The sequence below is a fragment of the Limnohabitans sp. genome (assembly GCF_046052825.1).
Taxonomy (GTDB): Bacteria; Pseudomonadota; Gammaproteobacteria; order Burkholderiales; family Burkholderiaceae_C; genus Limnohabitans.
The window spans coordinates 40,239-58,023 of the sequence record NZ_JAVLFP010000060.1 but is presented as its reverse complement, the minus strand read 5'-3'; the positions used below and the strand labels follow the sequence as shown (position 1 = coordinate 58,023).

Here is a 17,785-nt window from a genome sequence, read left to right as displayed (position 1 = left end):
AGCGACGGGCCTTCCCACATGGGGAAGCGGCCAACCGGGTCAGGTGGGGAACCAAGCAGCCCTAACTGTGGAGCCAGTGCTGGGGTCAAGGCTCGTCACCCCCCTCTTCTAAAACCGCACGCCGCCAATCACGCTCAAAGTGCTCCGGTCGATCTGGGTGTTGTAGCGCCCGCCCCAGGTGTGGTGGTAATGCATTTCTCCAAAGTAGCCCTCTCGCCACAGCACCCGCACACCGGGTCGCATCACGCGACGCCCCTCGACAAAAGTGCCGTCAAACGAGTAACCCGACACATCGTGCGCCACGTACAACATCGGGGTCCAGGCAGCCCCCCACGCGGACTCGCTGTAAGCAGCGGACAACTGCATGCGGTAGCCCCAGGACAGCGAGGTGACAAAGCCATCTTGCGCGCAGGTTTTTTGAGCCACGCTGGTGTCGATGCAGACGGGTCCACCGGTGTAGGCGGCAACCCCAAAGTCATCTGAACGGCCATAACGCAAGGTGCTCGCGCTTGGCAAACTCGCCACATGGCTGAGCCCCAACTCTGCGGTCAGCAACCAACGCTCAGCGGCCAGCACTTGGGGCAACACTTGGACAGCGCCCACACTGGCGGTGGTCACTTTGAAGCGGTCATAGCCATCAAAACTCCCGCCCAAGCCAATGGCGTTGACGCCTTTGGCCAAATTCAATGCCGAGTTGGGCGCACGGGACAAAAAGGCCGCCATCAAATCTGCCGCATTCAAGTTCAACGGCTGGTTGGGTCGGTAAGCCACTTCCCCATAGAACTGTCGGGTTGGATCCAGCTTGGACTCAAAACTGGCCCCCAACAACTGGATCGCTTCCGGATACTGCATGGCATAGCTGGTGGCACCAGGCCCGGTCAGGCGCTGAATCAAGGCTGCTTGCGTGGTGTCCAAACCCGAAGCAAAGGTGGGGCTGTTGAGCCGGATGCTGGGCGCGCGGCTGTGGTACTGCATCGCGTACAAACGCACATGGCCCGCCATGTCACGAGGCTCAAATTTCCAAGACAAGCCAAACTGCCCCGATCCGGCAAAAGCCACATCGTCGGCTCGGTGGGCATAACGCCCAGTGGCCAGTGCCGTGGGGTCGCTCACACCCGGCAGGGCATTCACGAAGCCGCAACCCGTCGAGGCAAAGTTGGCCGTTGAATAAAAGGTCCCACAACCTGGCAACACATTGGCACGCGATTCATATTGGACAAAGCCGTCCCAAGTCGAGGCATCACTGGTTTGCAATAGGCCATAGAGCATGCCCACGGGCAGGCGCATCTCCTCTGCGGCGGCTCCTGGACGCACACCCGCTGCGTAGTTGAAGGGGTTGATGGCATTGACGCCCCCCGCCAAAAACTTGGACTGCCCCCAGTTCACATACTGCCGCCCCAAACGCAAGGCCAAGGCGGATGTTGCCCCCACGTCCAGCTGGGTGTAGCCATAGACATCCATCCACTGAAGATTGGCAAATTGCGCTTCAGGCGCAAATCCTGCATCACTCAAGCGTGCATTGGGTGTGAACCCATTGGGCCAATTGCCGTAAGCGTGGTCACTGGTTTTGAGCGCCGTGTCCTGCCAGCCTTTGGCCCGCAAGAACACCCCCGTGTCTTGCTGGCGCAAGTCCATGCTGCCCATGGCTTTGAGCACGGTCGAGACCGCTTGGCCGGATGAAAAATTCAAGTCATTGCCACCCGCACTGGACCCAGCGGCCAGTTGCCCAGCGGGAGCTCCTGGCACGCGGGCGGCGGACACCCCTCCCAAGACACTGGCACTGGGATCTTCGGTGCGTAGGGTGGTGCCCCATGTGGCAAGACCTTCGAATTTGGCTTGAATGCCAGAACCCCAATCCATCGCCCCAGCACTCAGCGGCAATGCCATGCACAAGCCAGCCAGACACGTCAGACCCGCAGCGGCCGTCCTCAGCGCTGTGAGCTGGGTGCCTTTTTTCAATTTCAACCGGTTGACTTGAGTCAAGGCCGGCTCAGCGGTAAAAAACGTCCACGCGCCCTTTGATTTTGAACAGCAAGGGCTTGCCTTTGCGATCCAAAGTCTTGGCAGCGGGTACTTTGATCCAGCCCTCGCTGATGCAGTACTCCTCCACATCGAAACGCTCTTTGTCATTGAACCGAATCCCAATCTCGTGTTCAAAAACGGCCGGTACATGGTGGGGGCTGCGCGGATCAATCGACAAATGATCGGGCAGTGCGGGTTGGGAGCGTTCTGTCACAGTGAATATCTTTCAAAAAATAAGCGATGCATGGCTCAAGGGTGGGTGGTTTCGCAGGTGCCATCAAACACGGTCTCTTCGACCGCGCCATGTTCGTTTTTGTACACCTGGTGCTTCAATTCATGTTTGACGCGGTCCACCTTGAGCAACTGGTAAAAGCTGCCATCCGGCAAAGACGTTTCACACCGAATCAGCGATTCAGTCCATTGCTGACAGGCGTATTCGCCTTTGAATTTTTGACCGGTAAAACTGAAGGTTCGGTGTGTGTCGCGCGCGCGGCTGGTGGTGCTGCGCGGGACATCAGACAGGCCATGGAGCTCATGCTTGCTGCCCAGGCACTTCAAGGTCAAGTCGCCATCGCCGCTGGTGCAACTGGCCAGCGCCAGCACTGACACAGAGACCCAGCAAAAACAGAATAAATGCCGGCTTGTAGTAGGGAAAGAATTGAAAAAGACACAGGCCATACTTACGATTCTGGCATGTCTTACTTACTGAGCCACCGACGTCATCCGTTGGGTGGGGGGTGACCACGAAGTGGACTGCAAAATGGATGCAGGCAACTTCATGCTCAAGGCCTGCTTCTTGCGTAAAGCCTAAATCGTCACCCCACCGTCCACCACCAAGCTCTGCCCGGTCACGTACGAACCGGCTTGGGACGCCAAAAAGACGGCTGCTCCGGCAATTTCATCGGGCTCGCCGATGCGCCGCAGCGGGGTGGTGGTCATGCGCTCTTGCAGCATCTCTGGGTCTTCCCACAACGCACGCGCAAAGTCGGTTTTGATCAAGCCCGGCGCGATGCAATTGACCCGGACGTTGTAGGGCCCATACTCCACCGCCAAGTTGCGCGCCAGCTGCATGTCGGCGGCTTTGCTGATGCAATAGGCGCCAATCACCGCAGAACCACGCAGGCCACCGATGGACGACACGATGATGATCGAACCGCTGCGCTGCGCCGTCATCTGAGGCGCGACTTGGGCAATCAACCAGTGGTTGGAGACGATGTTGTTGTCCAAAATTTTGCGGAACTGTTCGTCGGCAATGCCCGCTTGGGGTCCGTAATACGGGTTGCTGGCGGCGTTGCACACCAACACATCGATGCGTCCCCACTGCCGCTGGGTCTCGGCCACCAAGTGGGCCAAGTCTTCCTTAGACGAAATATTGGCGGGCACCGCCATCGCTCGCCCTGCCCCGTATTTGGCCTGAATCGCGTCCACCACCTCGGCACACGCCGCTGGCTTGCGCGACGAAATCACCACCCGCGCCCCATGCTCGGCCATGCGCTCGGCAATGGCCCGCCCAATACCGCGTGACGACCCGGTGACGATGGCCACTTGACCGTCTAAATTGAACAAATTCACGTCACGCCCCCTTATTCCGCCTTCACGCCTGCGGCCGCAATGACCTTGGCCCACTTGGCAATTTCATCGTCCAAAAATTTGGCCGCTTGCTCTGGGGTGTTGCCCCCGGGTTCGATGCCCAAGCTCTCAAAACGCGCTTTCATTTCTGGGGTGTTGATGGCCTTGGCCGTTTCTACAGACAGGCGGTTGACGATGTCGCGCGGCGTGGCCGCAGGGGCCAAAAACAAGACCCAGGTGGATCCCTCAATGGCGGGGCCACCCGCTTCTGAAATGGTGGGCACATCGGCCAGTCCTGGCAAACGCTTGGCCGAATACACCGCCAAAGCCTTGATCTTGCCGCTACGCACATGCGGCATCAACGCGCTGGGCGTGTCGGTCAAGATTTGCAGGCTGCCTCCCATCAAATCATTCATCGCAGGTGCGGTCCCTTTGTAAGGCACGTGCACCATGTCGGTGGCGGTGACTTGCTTGAACAACTCTTGCGTCAAGTGGGCGGCCGCCCCGACACCCGAAGAGCCAAACGACACCTTGCCCGGGTTGGCTTTGGTGTAAGCGATCAACTCTTTGACGTCCCTGACCGGCAGGTTGTTGTTGACGGTCATCAGCAAGGGGGCGACCCCCACCAAGGAGACAGGGGCAAAGCTTTTCACCACGTCATAGGGCAGTCGCCCGGCATACAAGGTGGCATTGGCCGCATGCGCGCCAATCACGGTCAAAAAGGTGTACCCGTCTGGCGACGAACGGGCCACAAAATCGGCACCCAGAATCGAGTTGGCGCCGGGTTTGTTCTCGACCACGATGGTCCAGCCGGTTTGTTCTTGCACCTTTTGCACCACCATGCGCGTGGCGCTGTCGGTGATGCCCCCTGGCGGGTAAGGAATGACCCACTTGATGGGTTTGTTGGGCCAGGCTTGGGCCGCTGCACACAAAGGCAAAACCAAGGCCAAGCTGGCCGCGAGGCCGCGCAAAAAGACAAATGCTCGCATCTGCTGTCTCCTGTTGTTGTGCTGCCCATTATGAGGACGCCCCCCTCCCCCATGGGTCGAATGGGTGACAGCTGCGTCAGGCTCCGGGCAGCGAATCAAACGTGGGGAACGCGGGCCCGAGCGGCCTTGGTCTGGGCCGTTTTTTTCTTCGACTCCAACCGCCGCTGTTTGGATCCATACGTGGGTTGGGTCGCACGGCGCACCCGGGGCGGGACCGCCACACGGTTGACCAGCTCAATCAAACGCGCAAAGGCTTCGACCCGGTTCATGTCTTGGCTGCGGTGCTCTTGGGCTTTGATCACCACCACGCCATCGCGGGTGATGCGGCTGTCGCGCAAAGCCAGCAGGCGTGCTTTCACGCCGTCGGGCAAGGAGGAGGCTGCGATGTCAAAACGCAGGTGAATGGCACTCGACACCTTGTTGACGTTTTGCCCGCCCGCGCCTTGGGCGCGCACGGCCGTCAGCTCGACTTCAGACTCTTGAATCTCAAGGGCGGCATTCATTGCGGCGTCCCAGGTTCATCCGCCTGTCGCCACATGCCAACCCGGCACTTGGCTCAATCCCCACAGCAGCAGACTGATGGAGAAAAAAGACGCCACGGTGGTCACCAACAAGGCGGCTGCACAAAAGCCTTCTTGCCCATGGCGTTGCCCCAGGATCGGATAAATGCCCATCATGGGCATGCTGGCCAACAGCACACCCGCGATCTGCAACGACACGTCCATGCCACCGAATGTCCACAACATCACCCCGACCAACACAGGGTGCAGACACAGCTTGCACAACGCAATCCCAGCCACCGACTGCATTTGGCCCACGACATGCATACCCACCAACGAGCCACCGTTGACAAACAAGGCAATGCCCACACAGGTCAAGGCAAACAAGTTGACCGCTTTGAACAACACCTCGGGCAAATGCCAACCCATCATCGAGAACACGAAGCCACCCACAATCGCCCACAACATCGGGATTTTGAGCAAGCGCCTGAAACTCGCCAACACCGTGTGCTGCCACGACGCATGCTGGGCCTCGCCACTGTCGGCCAAACTGATGCCCAACGGGATGATGATCAGGTTTTCCACCAACAAGGTCAGCGCCATGCCCACCCCCGCTTCGGGCCCCAAGATTTGCAACAAGATCGGATAGCCCACATACCCACTGTTGGAACAACTCACGCCCATGCCCACCAGTGCGCTCAGGGTCAAGCTTTCACGTCGGCCATAGCGCCACATGGCAAAACCGATGGCAAACGTCATGACAGAGCCCAGCGCATAGGCCAGCAAATAACGGGGGTGCAACACGTCTTGAAAGTCGCGCAACGACAAGGCGTTGAACAGCATGGCGGGCAAGGCAAAGTTCAGCACAAAACGGCCAAACACCTGCATGTCAAGTTTGCTGAAAAAGCCGCTGCGGGTGGCGACGTAACCCGTGCCGATGGAGAGGTAAATCGGGGCCGTGATGGTCAAAATGTTCAGCATGGCCCCGATTGTGCTGGATCGCGTCCAGCACACGGCGGGCCTCAAGCGGCTTTGTCGAGGCCCAACAAACGCACCGCGTTGTCCTTCAGGATGCCAGGCATCACCTCTGGCTTGAAGCCTGCCACCTCAAAGTCTTTCATCCAGCGCTCAGGCGTGATCAGCGGGTAATCGCTGCCAAACAGCACCCGGTCTTTGAGCAAGGTGTTGGCGTACTGCACCAACTGCTTGGGGAAATACTTGGGGCTCCAGCCCGACAAATCGATCCACACATTGGGCTTGTGCGTGGCCACGCTCAACGCCTCGTCTTGCCACGGAAAACTCGGATGCGCCATCACGATTTGCATGTCGGGCCAGTCGATGGCCACATCGTCCAAATGCATGGGGTTGCTGTAGGCCAAGCGCAAGCCGCCACCGCAGCGCATGCCACTGCCAATGCCGCTGTGTCCGGTGTGAAAAATTGCGGGCAGCTTGTAATGGTTGATGACCTCATAAATCGGCCACGCCATCTTGTCGTAGGGGTGGTAGCCCTGCACCGTGGGATGGAACTTGAAGCCCTTGATGCCGTCTTCTTGGATCAAGCGCTCGGCCTCACGCGCGCCCATCTTGCCCTTGTGCGGGTCGATGCTGGCAAACGCAATCATCATGTCGCTGTTGGCCTTGGCGGCGTCGGCAATTTCTTCGTTGGGAATGCGGCGACGCCCGAGCTGCGACTCGCTGTCGACCGTGAACATCACCAAACCAATTTTCTTTTCTCGGTAATAGGCCACCGTCTCGTCAATCGTGGGGCGACGGTTGCTGCCAAAGAACTTGTCGGCAGCGCGGTCGTACTCCTCGCCATAGTTGTCAAACGGGTTGCGACAACTCACCTCGGCATGGGTGTGGATGTCAATGGCAATCAAATTTTTGTAGTCCATGCGAGGCAATCTCCAGTGAAAGTAGAACGGGGAAGGACTAGGGTAAGTCCGTATTATTTAGTTATCTTTCATAACCATAATTCAAAGCCAGCAGAAATGCAACCCAACAAACCCGCACCTGTCACGAAAGCCTCCCCCATGAACCTGAGCACGCCAGACATTCACTTTGAGATGCGCGACAACATTGCGGTGATCCGCCTCACACGGCCGTCCAAGCGCAATGCCTTGAGCGACGGCTTGGTGGCGTCGATCCGCAACATCTTTGAAAACCTGCCTGAGCATGCAGGCGCTGCGGTGATCGACGGTGACGGCGAACACTTTTGTGCCGGCCTGGACCTGAGCGAGCTCAAAGAACGTGACGCCGGCCAAGGCATGCACCACTCACGCTCTTGGCACGTGGCCTTGGAACGCTTGCAATACGGCCCGGTGCCCGTGGTGGCGGCCTTGCATGGCGCTGTGGTGGGCGGTGGCTTGGAGCTGGCCAGTGCGTGCCACATTCGGGTGGCCGATGAATCCACCTTCTATGCGCTGCCCGAAGGTTCGCGCGGCATTTTTGTGGGCGGGGGTGGTTCGGTGCGCATCCCACGCCTGATTGGCGTGGCCCGCATGACCGACATGATGCTGACCGGGCGGGTCTACAACGCGGTGGACGGCGAGCGCATTGGCCTGGCCCAGTACTTGGTGCCCACGGGCAGCGCGTTTGACAAAGCGTTTGAGCTCGCACAACGCATTGCCACCAACGCGCCATTGACCAACTACGCCTTGATGCATGCCCTGCCGCGCATTGCCGAACAACCGGCCGACCAAGGTTTCTTGACCGAAGCCTTGATGTGTTCCATCGCCCAAGCGGCCCCCGAAGCCAAGCAGCGCGTGCGCGCCTTCTTGGAAGGCCGTGCGGACAAGGTTCAAAAAGGCTAACGCCCAGACGGTTGAGGCGGCCCGGCCACAAGCAGCTCGCCCCCAGCCCACAGATTGGAGACACAGATGACCGCAAAGTTTCGCGAGATGACGTTTGGTGTGACCCGCGTGGCCATGCGCGAAGGCGCACAGGGCACCCGCTACATGAGGGCCGACCAAGACTTGACGCCCTACGCCCAGCGCATGACCGACCGCCTGGTGCATTGGGCCGAGCAAGCGCCCGAGCGCACCCTGTTTGCCCGCCGCCGCAAAAACGCCGACGGCAGCACGGGCGACTGGCAGCACATCAGCTTTTCTCAGGCTCTGTCCAGTGCCCGCCGCATGGCGCAAAGCCTGATCGACCGGGGGCTCAACGCCGAACGTCCGGTGGTCATCCTGTCGGAGAACGACTTAGAGCACGCCCAGTTGGCCTTGGGCTGCATGCTGGCCGGTGTGCCCTATTGCCCGGCCTCGCCCGCTTACTCCACCATCAGCCAAGACTACGACAAGCTGCGCCACATCCTGACCACGCTCACCCCCGGCTTGGTGTTTGCGTCAGACGCCAAGCGCTACGGCAAAGCCATCCAAACCGCAGTGGGCTCGGACGTGGAAGTGGTGCTGCACCAAGGCAGCTTGGAGGGCCGTGCCAGCACCCCCTTTGCCGACTTGGCAAACACCCCCGACACCCCCGCCGTGGACGCGGCCATGGCCGCCACCGGGCCCGACACCATCGTCAAGTTTTTGTTCACCTCGGGCTCGACCAAACTGCCCAAGGCGGTGATCAACACCCAGCGCATGTGGTGCGCCAACCAACAGCAAATGGGCCAATCCATGCCGGTGTTGGCGGCCTCGCCCCCGGTGCTGGTGGATTGGCTGCCGTGGAACCACACCTTTGGTGGCAACCACAACTTTGGCATGGTGATCTACAACGGCGGCACGCTCTACATCGACGACGGCAAGCCCACCCCAGCTTTGATGGCCGAGACCTTGCGCAACCTGCGCGAGATCGCGCCCTCGGTGTACTTCAACGTGCCCACCGGCTTTGAAGCCATTGCCAACGCCATGAAAACCGACGACGCCTTGCGCAAAAACCTGCTCTCGCGTGTGCAGATGTTTTTCTATGCTGGCGCGGCGCTGGCGCAACCGATTTGGGACAGCCTGTTCGAGAGCCAAGAGCGTGAAATTGGCGAGCGCATTGTGATGAGCACGGGCCTGGGCATGACCGAGTCCGGCCCCTTCGCCATCTTCGTCACCAGCCCGCGCGTCAAGTCAGGCGACTTAGGGGTGCCCACCCCGGGCCTGGAACTCAAGCTCGTGCCCAATGGCGACAAGGTGGAGGTGCGCTACAAAGGCCCCAACATCACGCCCGGCTACTGGCGTGCGCCTGAAGAAACCCGCGAACACTTTGACGACGAAGGATTTTTTTGCACCGGCGACGCCGTCACCTGGATCGACCCCAGCGACGTGCACCAAGGCCTGCGCTTTGATGGTCGCATTGCCGAAGACTTCAAACTCTCCACCGGCACCTTTGTCAGCGTGGGCCCTTTGCGCGGCAAGATCATTGCGGCAGGTGCGCCCTACATCCAAGACGTGGTCATCACCGGGCTCAACCGCCGCGAAGTGGGTGCCATGATCTTCCCCACCGCCGCCGTGCGCACCTTGAGCGGACTGGACGCCCAAGCCCCGATGGCCGAGGTGCTGGCCAGCGCCCCGGTGATGGCGCATTTCCAAACCGTGCTCAACGAACTGGCCAGCCACGCCACAGGCAGCGCCTCGCGCGTGGCCCGCGCCGTGTTGCTGAGCGAGCCGCCCTCCATCGACAAAGGCGAAGTCACCGACAAAGGCTCGATCAACCAACGCGCCGTGCTCAAACACCGCGACGCCTTGGTGCAAGCCCTGCACGACGGCCACGCCCCCCACACCTTGTTGCCCCAAGCCCAGGCCTGAGCGCTTCAACCTCACGCCCACTGAACGCACAGAAAGACCCCCATGCACATCCAAGGACAAACCGCCCTCGTCACCGGTGCCGCCTCAGGCCTGGGTGAAGCCACCGCCCGAGAGTTGGCACGCCTAGGTGCCAAAGTGGCCGTGCTCGACGTCAACGCCGCACTGGCGGAGCAAGTGGCCGAGCAACTCAACGCCCAGCATGGCGCGGGCACCGCCTTCGCCTGCCATTGCGACATCACCCAAACCGAGAGCGTGCAAGCCGCACTCGACGCCGCCACGGCGGCCCTGGGGCCCGCCCGCATCTTGATGAACATCGCCGGCATCGGCACCGCCAAGCGCGTGGTGGGCAAAGACGGCAACGCCGCCCCGCTGGAAGACTTTGCCCGCGTGGTCAACGTCAACCTGATTGGCGCCTACAACATCAGCCGCCTGTTTGCCGCCGCCTGCGCCAAGCTCTCGCCCGGTGAAGATGGTGAACGTGGCGTGATGATGTTCACCGCCTCGGTGGCTGCGTTTGACGGCCAGGTCGGCCAGCAGGCCTACAGCGCCAGCAAAGGCGGCTTGGTCAGCATGACCTTGCCCATGGCGCGCGACCTGGCACAACACGGCATCCGCGTGTGCACCGTGGCCCCGGGCTTGTTTGCCACACCGCTGATGAAGACCTTGCCCGAACCCGTGCAGCAATCGCTGGCGGCGTCCATTCCCTTTCCGTCCCGCTTGGGTAAACCCGAAGAGTTTGCCCAACTGGCCTGCCATATCGTGACCAACGGCCACCTCAACGGCGAAGTCATTCGCCTAGACGGTGCCTTGCGCATGGCACCGCGTTGATTTTTCACCTGCAACTTTCATCCCATAGGAGACAACCATGAAACTCAAGAAGACCCTTCTGGCCCTGGCCATCACTGCCGTTTCCAGCACAGCCGCCCTGGCCGACATCAACATCGGTGTCAGCCTGTCGCTGACGGGCCCTGGCTCTGGCTTGGGCATTCCGATGCAAAAGCAGTTGCAACTCTTCCCCAAGACCATTGGCGGTGAAAAAGTCAACCTGACCATCTTGGACGATGCCACCGACCCCGGCAAAGGCGCGGCCAACGCCCGTCGCTTTGTGACCGAAGACAAGGTGGACCTGATTTTTGGCTCCTGCATCACCGCCGTGGCCGCCGCCATGACCGACATCGCCACCGAAGCTGGCACGGTGCAGATTGCAGGCTCGCCCGTGGGCGTGCCTGAAGGCAAAGACAAATGGCTGTTCCGTCTGCCCCAGTCCAACACCGTGATGGGCCACGCCGTGGTCGAGCACATGAAGAAAAACGGCGTCAAAACCGTGGGCTTTTTGGGCTACACCGACGCCTATGGTCAACAGTGGCTGGATGCCATCGGCCCCATGCTGGACAAAGCGGGCATCAAACTGGTTGGCACCGAGCGCTTTGCCCGCACCGACACCAGCGTGACCCCCCAAGCCCTCAAACTGACCACCGCCAACCCCGACGCCATTTTGGTGGTCGCCTCGGGTTCGGGCGCTGCCATGCCTCAGCTCGGCCTGGTCGAGCGTGGTTTCAAGGGCAAGGTCTACCAGACCCACGCCGCCGCCACGCCCGACCTGCCCCGCGTGGGCGGCAAGTCGGTGGAAGGCACTTTTGTGGTCTCGGGCCCCGCCTTGTTGGGGGACCAGCTGGCCGACAGCCATCCGTCCAAGAAACAAGCGCTGGACTTTGTGCAAAAGTTTGAAGCCGCCAACGGTGTCAACACCCGCAACCAATTTGCCGGTCACTCCTATGACTTCCAGGTGGCCATGGAAAAAGCCATTCCGCTGGCCCTGAAAAAAGCCAAGCCGGGCACACCCCAGTTCCGCGCCGCTTTGCGTGACAGCCTCGAAACCATGGGTCGCACCGTCTTCGCGCATGGCGTGATGAACTGGACAACCACCGACCACTGGGGCTACACGTTGGAAACCGGCGTGATGACCAAGCTGGTCGACGGCAAGTTCAAGGTCGAATAAGACCTGCCCATGTCTTGGCTGATCCGCACGGGCGGGTGAGCCAAGACCCTGCCGCGGTTGTCGGGCGGGCTCCCTCGGGGCAAATCGCAGCTCGGTTCATTGTTTTTCTCAAGGCTCCATCATGGACTTCTCCATCGCCAGCATCTTGCTGCTGGACGGCGTGACCAACGGTGCGGTGTATGCCCTGCTCGGGCTGGCCACTGTGTTGGTATTCACCGTCACCCGGGTGATCTTCATTCCGCAGGGCGAGTTTGTCGCCTATGGCGCGCTCACCCTGGCCATGCTCCAAACCGGCAAAGTGCCGGGCACGGTCTGGTTGCTGCTGATCTTGGCCGTGGTCGCCGCTTTGATGGAATGTGTTGAACGCTGGAGACACCACGGCCAACTGGGCCGTGCCGTGCAGTCGGCCATCAAAACACTGGCGTTTCCGGTGTTGATTTCTGCGCTGTCTGTGTGGGCAGCGCCACAGAATTTCCCGCTGGGCGTGCAAGCCGCTTTGAGCGTGCTCATCGTCACCGCGTTTGGCCCGTTGGTCTACCGCGTGGCCTACCAGTCCCTGGAAGCGGCGACCCCGCTGGTGCTGCTGATCGTCTCGGTGGGCGTGCACTTCGCCATGACCGGCTTGGGCTTGCTGTTCTTTGGCGCAGAAGGTTTTCGCAACCCGCCGTTTTGGGACGCACGCTTCAGCGTGGGCCCGCTGTCGTTGTCGGGTCAGACCGTGATCATTTTTGTGGTCTCACTGGCCTTGATCGTCTTGCTGTGGCTGTATTTCGAACGTTCGCTGCGCGGCAAAGCGCTGCGTGCCACGGCGGTCAACCGCACCGGGGCCCGCTTGATGGGCATCTCAAGCCACACGTCGGGCCAACTCACCTTTTTGTTGGCGGCCTTCATCGGGGCCCTGTCGGGCTTGCTGATCGGCCCGACCACCACCGTGTTCTATGACTCGGGTTTCCTGATTGGCCTCAAAGGCTTTGTGGCGGCGGTGATCGCCGGTTTGTCCAGCTATCCCGGCGCGCTGCTGGGGGCGCTGTTCGTGGGCGTGGTGGAAGCCTTTGGCGCATTTTGGGCCAGCGCCTTCAAAGAGGTGATCGTGTTCACCCTGGTTTTGCCCATTCTTCTCGTGCGGTCACTCCGTAGCGGTCACAGCGACGAGGAACACTGATCATGCTGAAAAAACAAAACATCGCCTTGCTCTTGCTGGCGGCTGCGGTCCCGTTGACGGCCCTCTTGCCTTTGCCCGACTTCTGGATCGCGCAACTCAACTACATCGGTCTGTACGCCTTGGTCTGCCTGGGCTTGGTGTTGCTCACCGGCGTCGGTGGCCTGACCTCGTTCGGCCAAGCCGCGTTTGTCGGCATCGGCGCTTACACCACGGCCTGGCTCACCCTCAACCTGGGCATGTCGCCTTGGCTGACTTTGTTTGTCGGCCTGGGCCTGACGGCCATCAGCGCCTTGGTGGTGGGCTTCATCACCTTGCGCATGTCGGGGCACTACTTGCCACTGGCCACCATCGCCTGGGGCCTGGCCCTGTATTACCTGTTGGGCAACCTGGACGCGCTGGGCAAGTACGACGGCTTGCTGGGGCTCAAAAGCTTGTCGATCGGCAGCATCGACATTGGCCAAGGCCGTTTGTTCTTTGTGCTGACCTGGGCCATCTTGCTGGCCGGTGCCGTGGCGCTGCTCAACCTGCTGGACTCGCGCCCGGGCCGGGCCATCCGATCCCTCAAAACCGGCTCGCAAATGGCCGAGGCCATGGGCATCAGCACATTCCGCTACAAAGTGACGATCTTCATCATCGCGGCCCTGTTTGCCTCGGTGGCGGGTTGGCTGATGGCGCACTTCCAGCGCACCGTCAACCCGTCGGCCTTTGGCCTGAAGATGGGCATCGAGTACCTGTTCATGACGGTGGTCGGCGGCGTGGGCTATGTTTGGGGTGCCATTGTGGGCGCCGGACTGATCAAGCTGCTCGACGACTACCTGCAAGTGGCCTTGCCCGCCTTGATTGGCACCAGCGGCAGCTACGAGGTGATCGTGTTTGGCATCGCCATGGTGTTGCTGCTCAAGTACCTGCCCGATGGCCTGTGGTCGGTGGTGGCCAGCCAATTTCCACGCCCCCAGCGCACGGTCGACTGGCGCGATGCCGCCGACCTGCCCACCCGCAGCAAGCCAGCCATGGGCGATGTGGTGTTGCAGGTCGACAAGATTCGCAAGCAGTTCGGCGGCCTGACCGCCGTCAACGACATCAGTTTTGAAATTGCGGCGGGTCAGATCGTCGGCCTGATCGGCCCCAACGGCGCAGGCAAGTCGACCACCTTCAACCTTGTCACTGGCGTGCTGTCCAAAACCAGCGGTCAGGTGCTGTTTCGGGGTCAAGACATCAGCGCCCTGCCCTCGCGTGACATTTCACGCCAAGGCATGGCCCGCACCTTCCAGCACGTCAAGATGATCCCTGACATGACAGTGCTCGAAAACGTGGCACTGGGTGCCTACACCCGGGGCCGCAAAGGCGTGTTGTCGTCCATGCTGCGCCTCAACCAGGCGGAAGAGCAGCGCATGATGAAAGAAGCCCAGCGCCAGCTTGAGCGCATCGGCATGGGGGAGTACCTGCACGAGCAGGCGGGCAACCTGGCCATGGGCCCGCAACGCTTGATGGAAATTGCCCGTGCCCTGTGCTGCGACCCGGCCCTGCTGCTGCTGGACGAGCCCGCGGCTGGCTTGCGCCACAAAGAAAAACAAGGCCTGGCCCAGGTGCTGCGCCAGTTGCAAAGCGAAGGCATGAGCATCTTGCTGGTCGAGCACGACATGGACCTGGTGATGGACGTGTGCGACCAGTTGGTGGTGATGGAGTTCGGCACCTTGCTGACCCGTGGCACGCCCGCGCAAGTCCAAGCCAACCCGGCCGTTCGCGCCGCCTACCTCGGAACGGAACACTGACATGGCCCTCCCCCTCCTTCAAGTCACCGACCTGCGTGCCGGCTACGGCAAAGCCGAGGTGCTGCATGGGCTCAACCTCGAAGCCGCCAAAGGCAGCGTGATCACCGTGATTGGCCCCAACGGCGCAGGCAAGTCCACGTTTTTGAACAGCCTGATGGGCCTGCTGCCCGCCAAAGGCCGCATCGAATTCAACGGCCAGTCGATCACCGAGCTGACCCTCGAAGAGCGCGTCATGCAGGGCATCTCCTTGGTGCCCGAGAAACGCGAACTCTTTGGCACCATGAGTGTGGAAGACAACCTGGTACTGGGCGGCTACCGACAAATGCAGCTGGGCCATGCCCAATGGCGCAGCCGTCTCGACGACGTGTTCGATCTGTTTCCTCGCCTCAAAGAACGCCGCCTGCAAGAAGCGGGCACGCTGTCGGGCGGCGAACGCCAGATGCTGGCCGTGGGCCGCTCGCTGATGTCGCGCCCCGAATTGCTGATGCTGGACGAACCCAGCTTGGGGCTGGCCCCGCTGATCGTGAAAGAGATTTTTGCCATCATCCACACGCTGCGCCAGACCGGCGTGACCATCTTGCTGGTGGAACAAAACGCCCGCGCCGCGCTGGCCGTGGCCGACCACGGCTACGTGCTGGAGATGGGCGACGTGAGCCTGCATGGCGCGGCCAGCGACTTGGCCCAAGACGCCCGTGTGATCGACACCTACTTGGGTGCCGCCCGCACCCAAGCCTGAGCACACCGCAGAGACCCCCATGAGCGACTACCAACCCCGCCTTGACGACATCCAATTCATCTTGAACCAGGTGCTGCATGCGCCTGCACGCTTGGCCGAGTTGCCCGTGTTTCAAGAGGTCGACGCCGACCTCATGGCCCAGGTGCTGGAAGAAGCGGGCAAATTTGTGGCCGCTGAAATTGCGCCCTTGAACCGCCGTGGCGACGAGGTGGGCGCACAGTGGCACCAAGGTGCCGTCACCCTACCGCCCGGCTTCAAAGACGCCTACCAAGCGTTTTGGCAAGCGGGCTGGGCCTCGCTCACCACCGCCACCGAAGACGGCGGCCAAGCCCTGCCTGCGGTGCTGGAAAGCGTGCTGTACGAATGGCTGTCCGCCGCCAACCACGGCTGGACCATGGCACCGGGTTTGTTGCACGGTGCCTACGAATGCATCAAGCACCACGCCAGCGAGGCGCTGCAAGCGCAGTACGCCAGCAAGGTGGGCACGGGCGAATGGCTGGCCACCATGTGTTTGACCGAGCCCCATGCGGGCAGCGACCTGGGGCTGGCCACCACCCGCGCCGTGCCACAAGCCGATGGCAGCTACCAAATTCGCGGTACCAAAATTTTCATTTCCGGCGGCGAGCACGACCTGACCGACAACATCGTGCACCTGGTGCTGGCCCGTCTGCCCGATGCGCCGCCCGGCCCCAAGGGCCTGTCGTTGTTTTTGGTGCCCAAGTTCTACGCCGACGGCACACGCAGCGCGGTGCACTGCGAACGCATTGAAGAAAAAATGGGCATCCACGGCAGCCCCACCTGCGTGATGCGCTTTGACGAAGCCACCGGTTGGCTGGTGGGTGAACTCGGACGCGGCCTCAACGCCATGTTTGTGATGATGAACGCCGCCCGTTTGCACGTGGCGCTGCAAGGCGTGGGCCTGCTCGACGCGGCCTGGCAAAAAGCCGATGCCTACGCCCACGAGCGTCGCCAAATGCGCGCGCCCAAACCTGCTGGGGTGAAGGGCGAAGCGGTGGACTTCATCATCGAACACCCCGCCGTGCGACGCATCTTGGACACCCAGCGCGCCTGGGTCGATGGCGCACGCGTGCTGGCCTACAAAACCGGCTTGGCGCTGGACGTTGCCAAACACCACCCCGACGCCGCACAGCGCGAATCGGCGCAACGCTGGTGTGCCTTGACCACGCCCATCTTGAAAGCCGCCTGCACCGAGCAAGGCTTTCATGGTGCCAGCGACTGCCTGCAAGTGTTCGGCGGCCACGGCTATGTGCGTGAATGGGGGGTTGAGCAAAACCTGCGCGACGCCCGCATTGCCATGATTTACGAGGGCACCAATGAAATTCAAGCCATCGACCTGTTGATGCGCAAGGTGGTGGCCGACGGCGGTGCCGCCTTGCACGCCACGCTGGACGAGTTGGCCCTTGGCCTGTCTGCCCACCACGTGCATGAGGCCCAAGTGCTCGACTTGTTTGCCCAGCTGCGTGCGCTGACCGCCCAGGCCCTGGCCACGGCGCAAGCGCCCGACGGCGCGGTGCGCTTGGGCTGGATCGCGGGCGACTTCCTGCGTCTGACTGCGCTGGCCTTGCTGGCCTGGAGCTGGACCCAAATTGAAGCGGCCGTTCAGGCACAACCCCATGGCCATGGCCCCGATGCCGCCACGCGCTGGCACGCCCCAGCGGCGGCCTTGCGCGCTTGGGTGCTGCCCGAATTTGGCATGCGCGCCCAGATGGTGCGCGCGCAGTGCACCGCCGCATGAACGACGGTTTGGACACCCGCTACTTGGAGTCGCTGCTGGGCTACAACACCCGCCGCGCCGCCCTGACCATCATCGGTCGCTTCATGGAGCGCATGGCGCCCCATGACTTGCGCCCGGTGGATTTTTCGGTGCTGTCCTTGATTGGGCACAATCCCGGTATCACGTCGCGTCAGCTGTGCACGGCGCTGGGCATCTTGCCGCCCAACCTGGTGGGCTTGCTCAAAAGCATAGAAAAGCGTGAACTCATCCACCGCAGCCCCCATCCCACCGATGGTCGGGCCATGGGCTTGACGCTCAGCGCCAAAGGCGCAGCGCTGATGCAAGAAGCCGAAGCCACCGCCTTGGCCTCAGACCTCAGTGCGGCAGCGGCTTTGACGCCGGCTGAAGTCAAAACACTCACCCGTTTGCTGCAAAAGGTTTACCTGTCTCCGACCTGAGGCGACGAGCCGCCCAACCCGCGTTCCAACGCTGCTTCGCTGGGCGCTTGCTGGGGTGCCCCTGGGGGCCTTGGAACAGGCCGCCTTGAGGGGCCGCTACACTC

The 17,785-nt window shown here is 61.5% G+C and carries 16 protein-coding genes, 1 other RNA gene and 2 pseudogenes; 11 read left to right on the top strand and 8 right to left on the bottom strand.

All coding sequences use genetic code 11. From position 1 onward, the window contains the following. Window positions 1-3: 3 nt before the first annotated feature. Window positions 4-100, top strand: an RNA gene (gene ffs / locus ACKWJN_RS10245) — signal recognition particle sRNA small type. 8 nt (window positions 101-108) lie between these two features. Here the strand turns inward: ffs and ACKWJN_RS10240 are convergent. Genes ACKWJN_RS10240 through ACKWJN_RS10230 form a run of 3 tightly spaced genes read right to left on the bottom strand, consistent with a single transcriptional unit; the run spans window position 109 to window position 2,631 of the window. Beyond that, window positions 109-1,965: a DUF1302 domain-containing protein gene (locus ACKWJN_RS10240; RefSeq protein ID WP_408596586.1), complete on the bottom strand. Its 1,857-nt coding sequence runs from the start codon at window positions 1,963-1,965 to the stop codon at window positions 109-111. 25 nt (window positions 1,966-1,990) lie between these two features. Continuing rightward, window positions 1,991-2,236: a DUF3297 family protein gene (locus tag ACKWJN_RS10235; protein WP_408596584.1), complete on the bottom strand. Its 246-nt coding sequence runs from the start codon at window positions 2,234-2,236 to the stop codon at window positions 1,991-1,993. A 35-nt stretch (window positions 2,237-2,271) separates the two neighbouring features. Beyond that, window positions 2,272-2,631: a hypothetical protein gene (locus ACKWJN_RS10230; protein WP_408596582.1), complete on the bottom strand. Its 360-nt coding sequence runs from the start codon at window positions 2,629-2,631 to the stop codon at window positions 2,272-2,274. Between the two features lie 112 nt (window positions 2,632-2,743). Between ACKWJN_RS10230 and ACKWJN_RS10225 the strand changes: the two are divergent. Continuing rightward, window positions 2,744-2,833: pseudogene (locus tag ACKWJN_RS10225) on the top strand (PhnA domain-containing protein); the annotation flags it as partial. On the opposite strand, the gene ACKWJN_RS10220 reads toward ACKWJN_RS10225, so the two are convergent. From ACKWJN_RS10220 to ACKWJN_RS10200, 5 genes are all read right to left on the bottom strand, one after another. Continuing rightward, window positions 2,830-3,594 carry an SDR family oxidoreductase gene (locus ACKWJN_RS10220; RefSeq protein WP_408596580.1) on the bottom strand — a complete coding sequence of 255 codons (765 nt, stop codon included), beginning with the start codon at window positions 3,592-3,594 and terminating at the stop codon, window positions 2,830-2,832. The pseudogene ACKWJN_RS10225 and the gene ACKWJN_RS10220 sit on opposite strands and share 4 nt — an antisense overlap. Window positions 3,595-3,605: 11 nt before the next feature. Beyond that, the gene (locus tag ACKWJN_RS10215) at window positions 3,606-4,580 is read right to left on the bottom strand and encodes a Bug family tripartite tricarboxylate transporter substrate binding protein (RefSeq protein WP_408596578.1); all 975 of its coding nucleotides are present in this window, start codon (window positions 4,578-4,580) and stop codon (window positions 3,606-3,608) included. Window positions 4,581-4,675: 95 nt separating this feature from the next. Continuing rightward, window positions 4,676-5,083 carry an alternative ribosome rescue aminoacyl-tRNA hydrolase ArfB gene (gene arfB, locus ACKWJN_RS10210; RefSeq protein WP_408596576.1) on the bottom strand — a complete coding sequence of 136 codons (408 nt, stop codon included), beginning with the start codon at window positions 5,081-5,083 and terminating at the stop codon, window positions 4,676-4,678. Between the two features lie 15 nt (window positions 5,084-5,098). Beyond that, complete coding sequence (locus ACKWJN_RS10205; RefSeq protein ID WP_408596574.1) at window positions 5,099-6,061, bottom strand: AEC family transporter; 963 nt, start codon at window positions 6,059-6,061, stop codon at window positions 5,099-5,101. Between the two features lie 41 nt (window positions 6,062-6,102). Then, the gene (locus tag ACKWJN_RS10200; RefSeq protein ID WP_100145972.1) at window positions 6,103-6,975 is read right to left on the bottom strand and encodes an amidohydrolase family protein; all 873 of its coding nucleotides are present in this window, start codon (window positions 6,973-6,975) and stop codon (window positions 6,103-6,105) included. Window positions 6,976-7,113: 138 nt separating this feature from the next. On the opposite strand from ACKWJN_RS10200, the gene ACKWJN_RS10195 reads away from it, so the two are divergent. The 9 genes and pseudogenes from ACKWJN_RS10195 (at window position 7,114) to ACKWJN_RS10155 (ending at window position 17,681) form a co-directional block, all read left to right on the top strand. After that, entirely contained in the window at window positions 7,114-7,893 is a 780-nt protein-coding gene (locus ACKWJN_RS10195) for a crotonase/enoyl-CoA hydratase family protein (protein ID WP_408596572.1), read from the top strand. A 66-nt stretch (window positions 7,894-7,959) separates the two neighbouring features. Beyond that, window positions 7,960-9,819, top strand: coding sequence for a feruloyl-CoA synthase (locus ACKWJN_RS10190; protein ID WP_408596570.1), 1,860 nt, complete (start codon window positions 7,960-7,962; stop codon window positions 9,817-9,819). 42 nt (window positions 9,820-9,861) lie between these two features. Beyond that, window positions 9,862-10,647, top strand: coding sequence for an SDR family NAD(P)-dependent oxidoreductase (locus ACKWJN_RS10185; RefSeq protein ID WP_408596568.1), 786 nt, complete (start codon window positions 9,862-9,864; stop codon window positions 10,645-10,647). Between the two features lie 37 nt (window positions 10,648-10,684). After that, window positions 10,685-11,818, top strand: coding sequence for an ABC transporter substrate-binding protein (locus ACKWJN_RS10180; protein WP_408596566.1), 1,134 nt, complete (start codon window positions 10,685-10,687; stop codon window positions 11,816-11,818). A 121-nt stretch (window positions 11,819-11,939) separates the two neighbouring features. After that, the gene (locus ACKWJN_RS10175) at window positions 11,940-12,980 is read left to right on the top strand and encodes a branched-chain amino acid ABC transporter permease (RefSeq protein WP_408596564.1); all 1,041 of its coding nucleotides are present in this window, start codon (window positions 11,940-11,942) and stop codon (window positions 12,978-12,980) included. Between the two features lie 2 nt (window positions 12,981-12,982). Beyond that, window positions 12,983-14,752: an ATP-binding cassette domain-containing protein gene (locus ACKWJN_RS10170; RefSeq protein ID WP_408596562.1), complete on the top strand. Its 1,770-nt coding sequence runs from the start codon at window positions 12,983-12,985 to the stop codon at window positions 14,750-14,752. Window position 14,753: 1 nt separating this feature from the next. After that, a pseudogene (locus tag ACKWJN_RS10165) lies at window positions 14,754-15,254 on the top strand (ABC transporter ATP-binding protein); the annotation flags it as partial. Between the two features lie 253 nt (window positions 15,255-15,507). Then, entirely contained in the window at window positions 15,508-17,244 is a 1,737-nt protein-coding gene (locus ACKWJN_RS10160; RefSeq protein WP_408596560.1) for an acyl-CoA dehydrogenase family protein, read from the top strand. Further along, entirely contained in the window at window positions 17,241-17,681 is a 441-nt protein-coding gene (locus ACKWJN_RS10155) for a MarR family winged helix-turn-helix transcriptional regulator (protein WP_408596558.1), read from the top strand. Before ACKWJN_RS10160 ends, ACKWJN_RS10155 begins: the two co-directional genes overlap by 4 nt. Window positions 17,682-17,785: the final 104 nt, after the last annotated feature.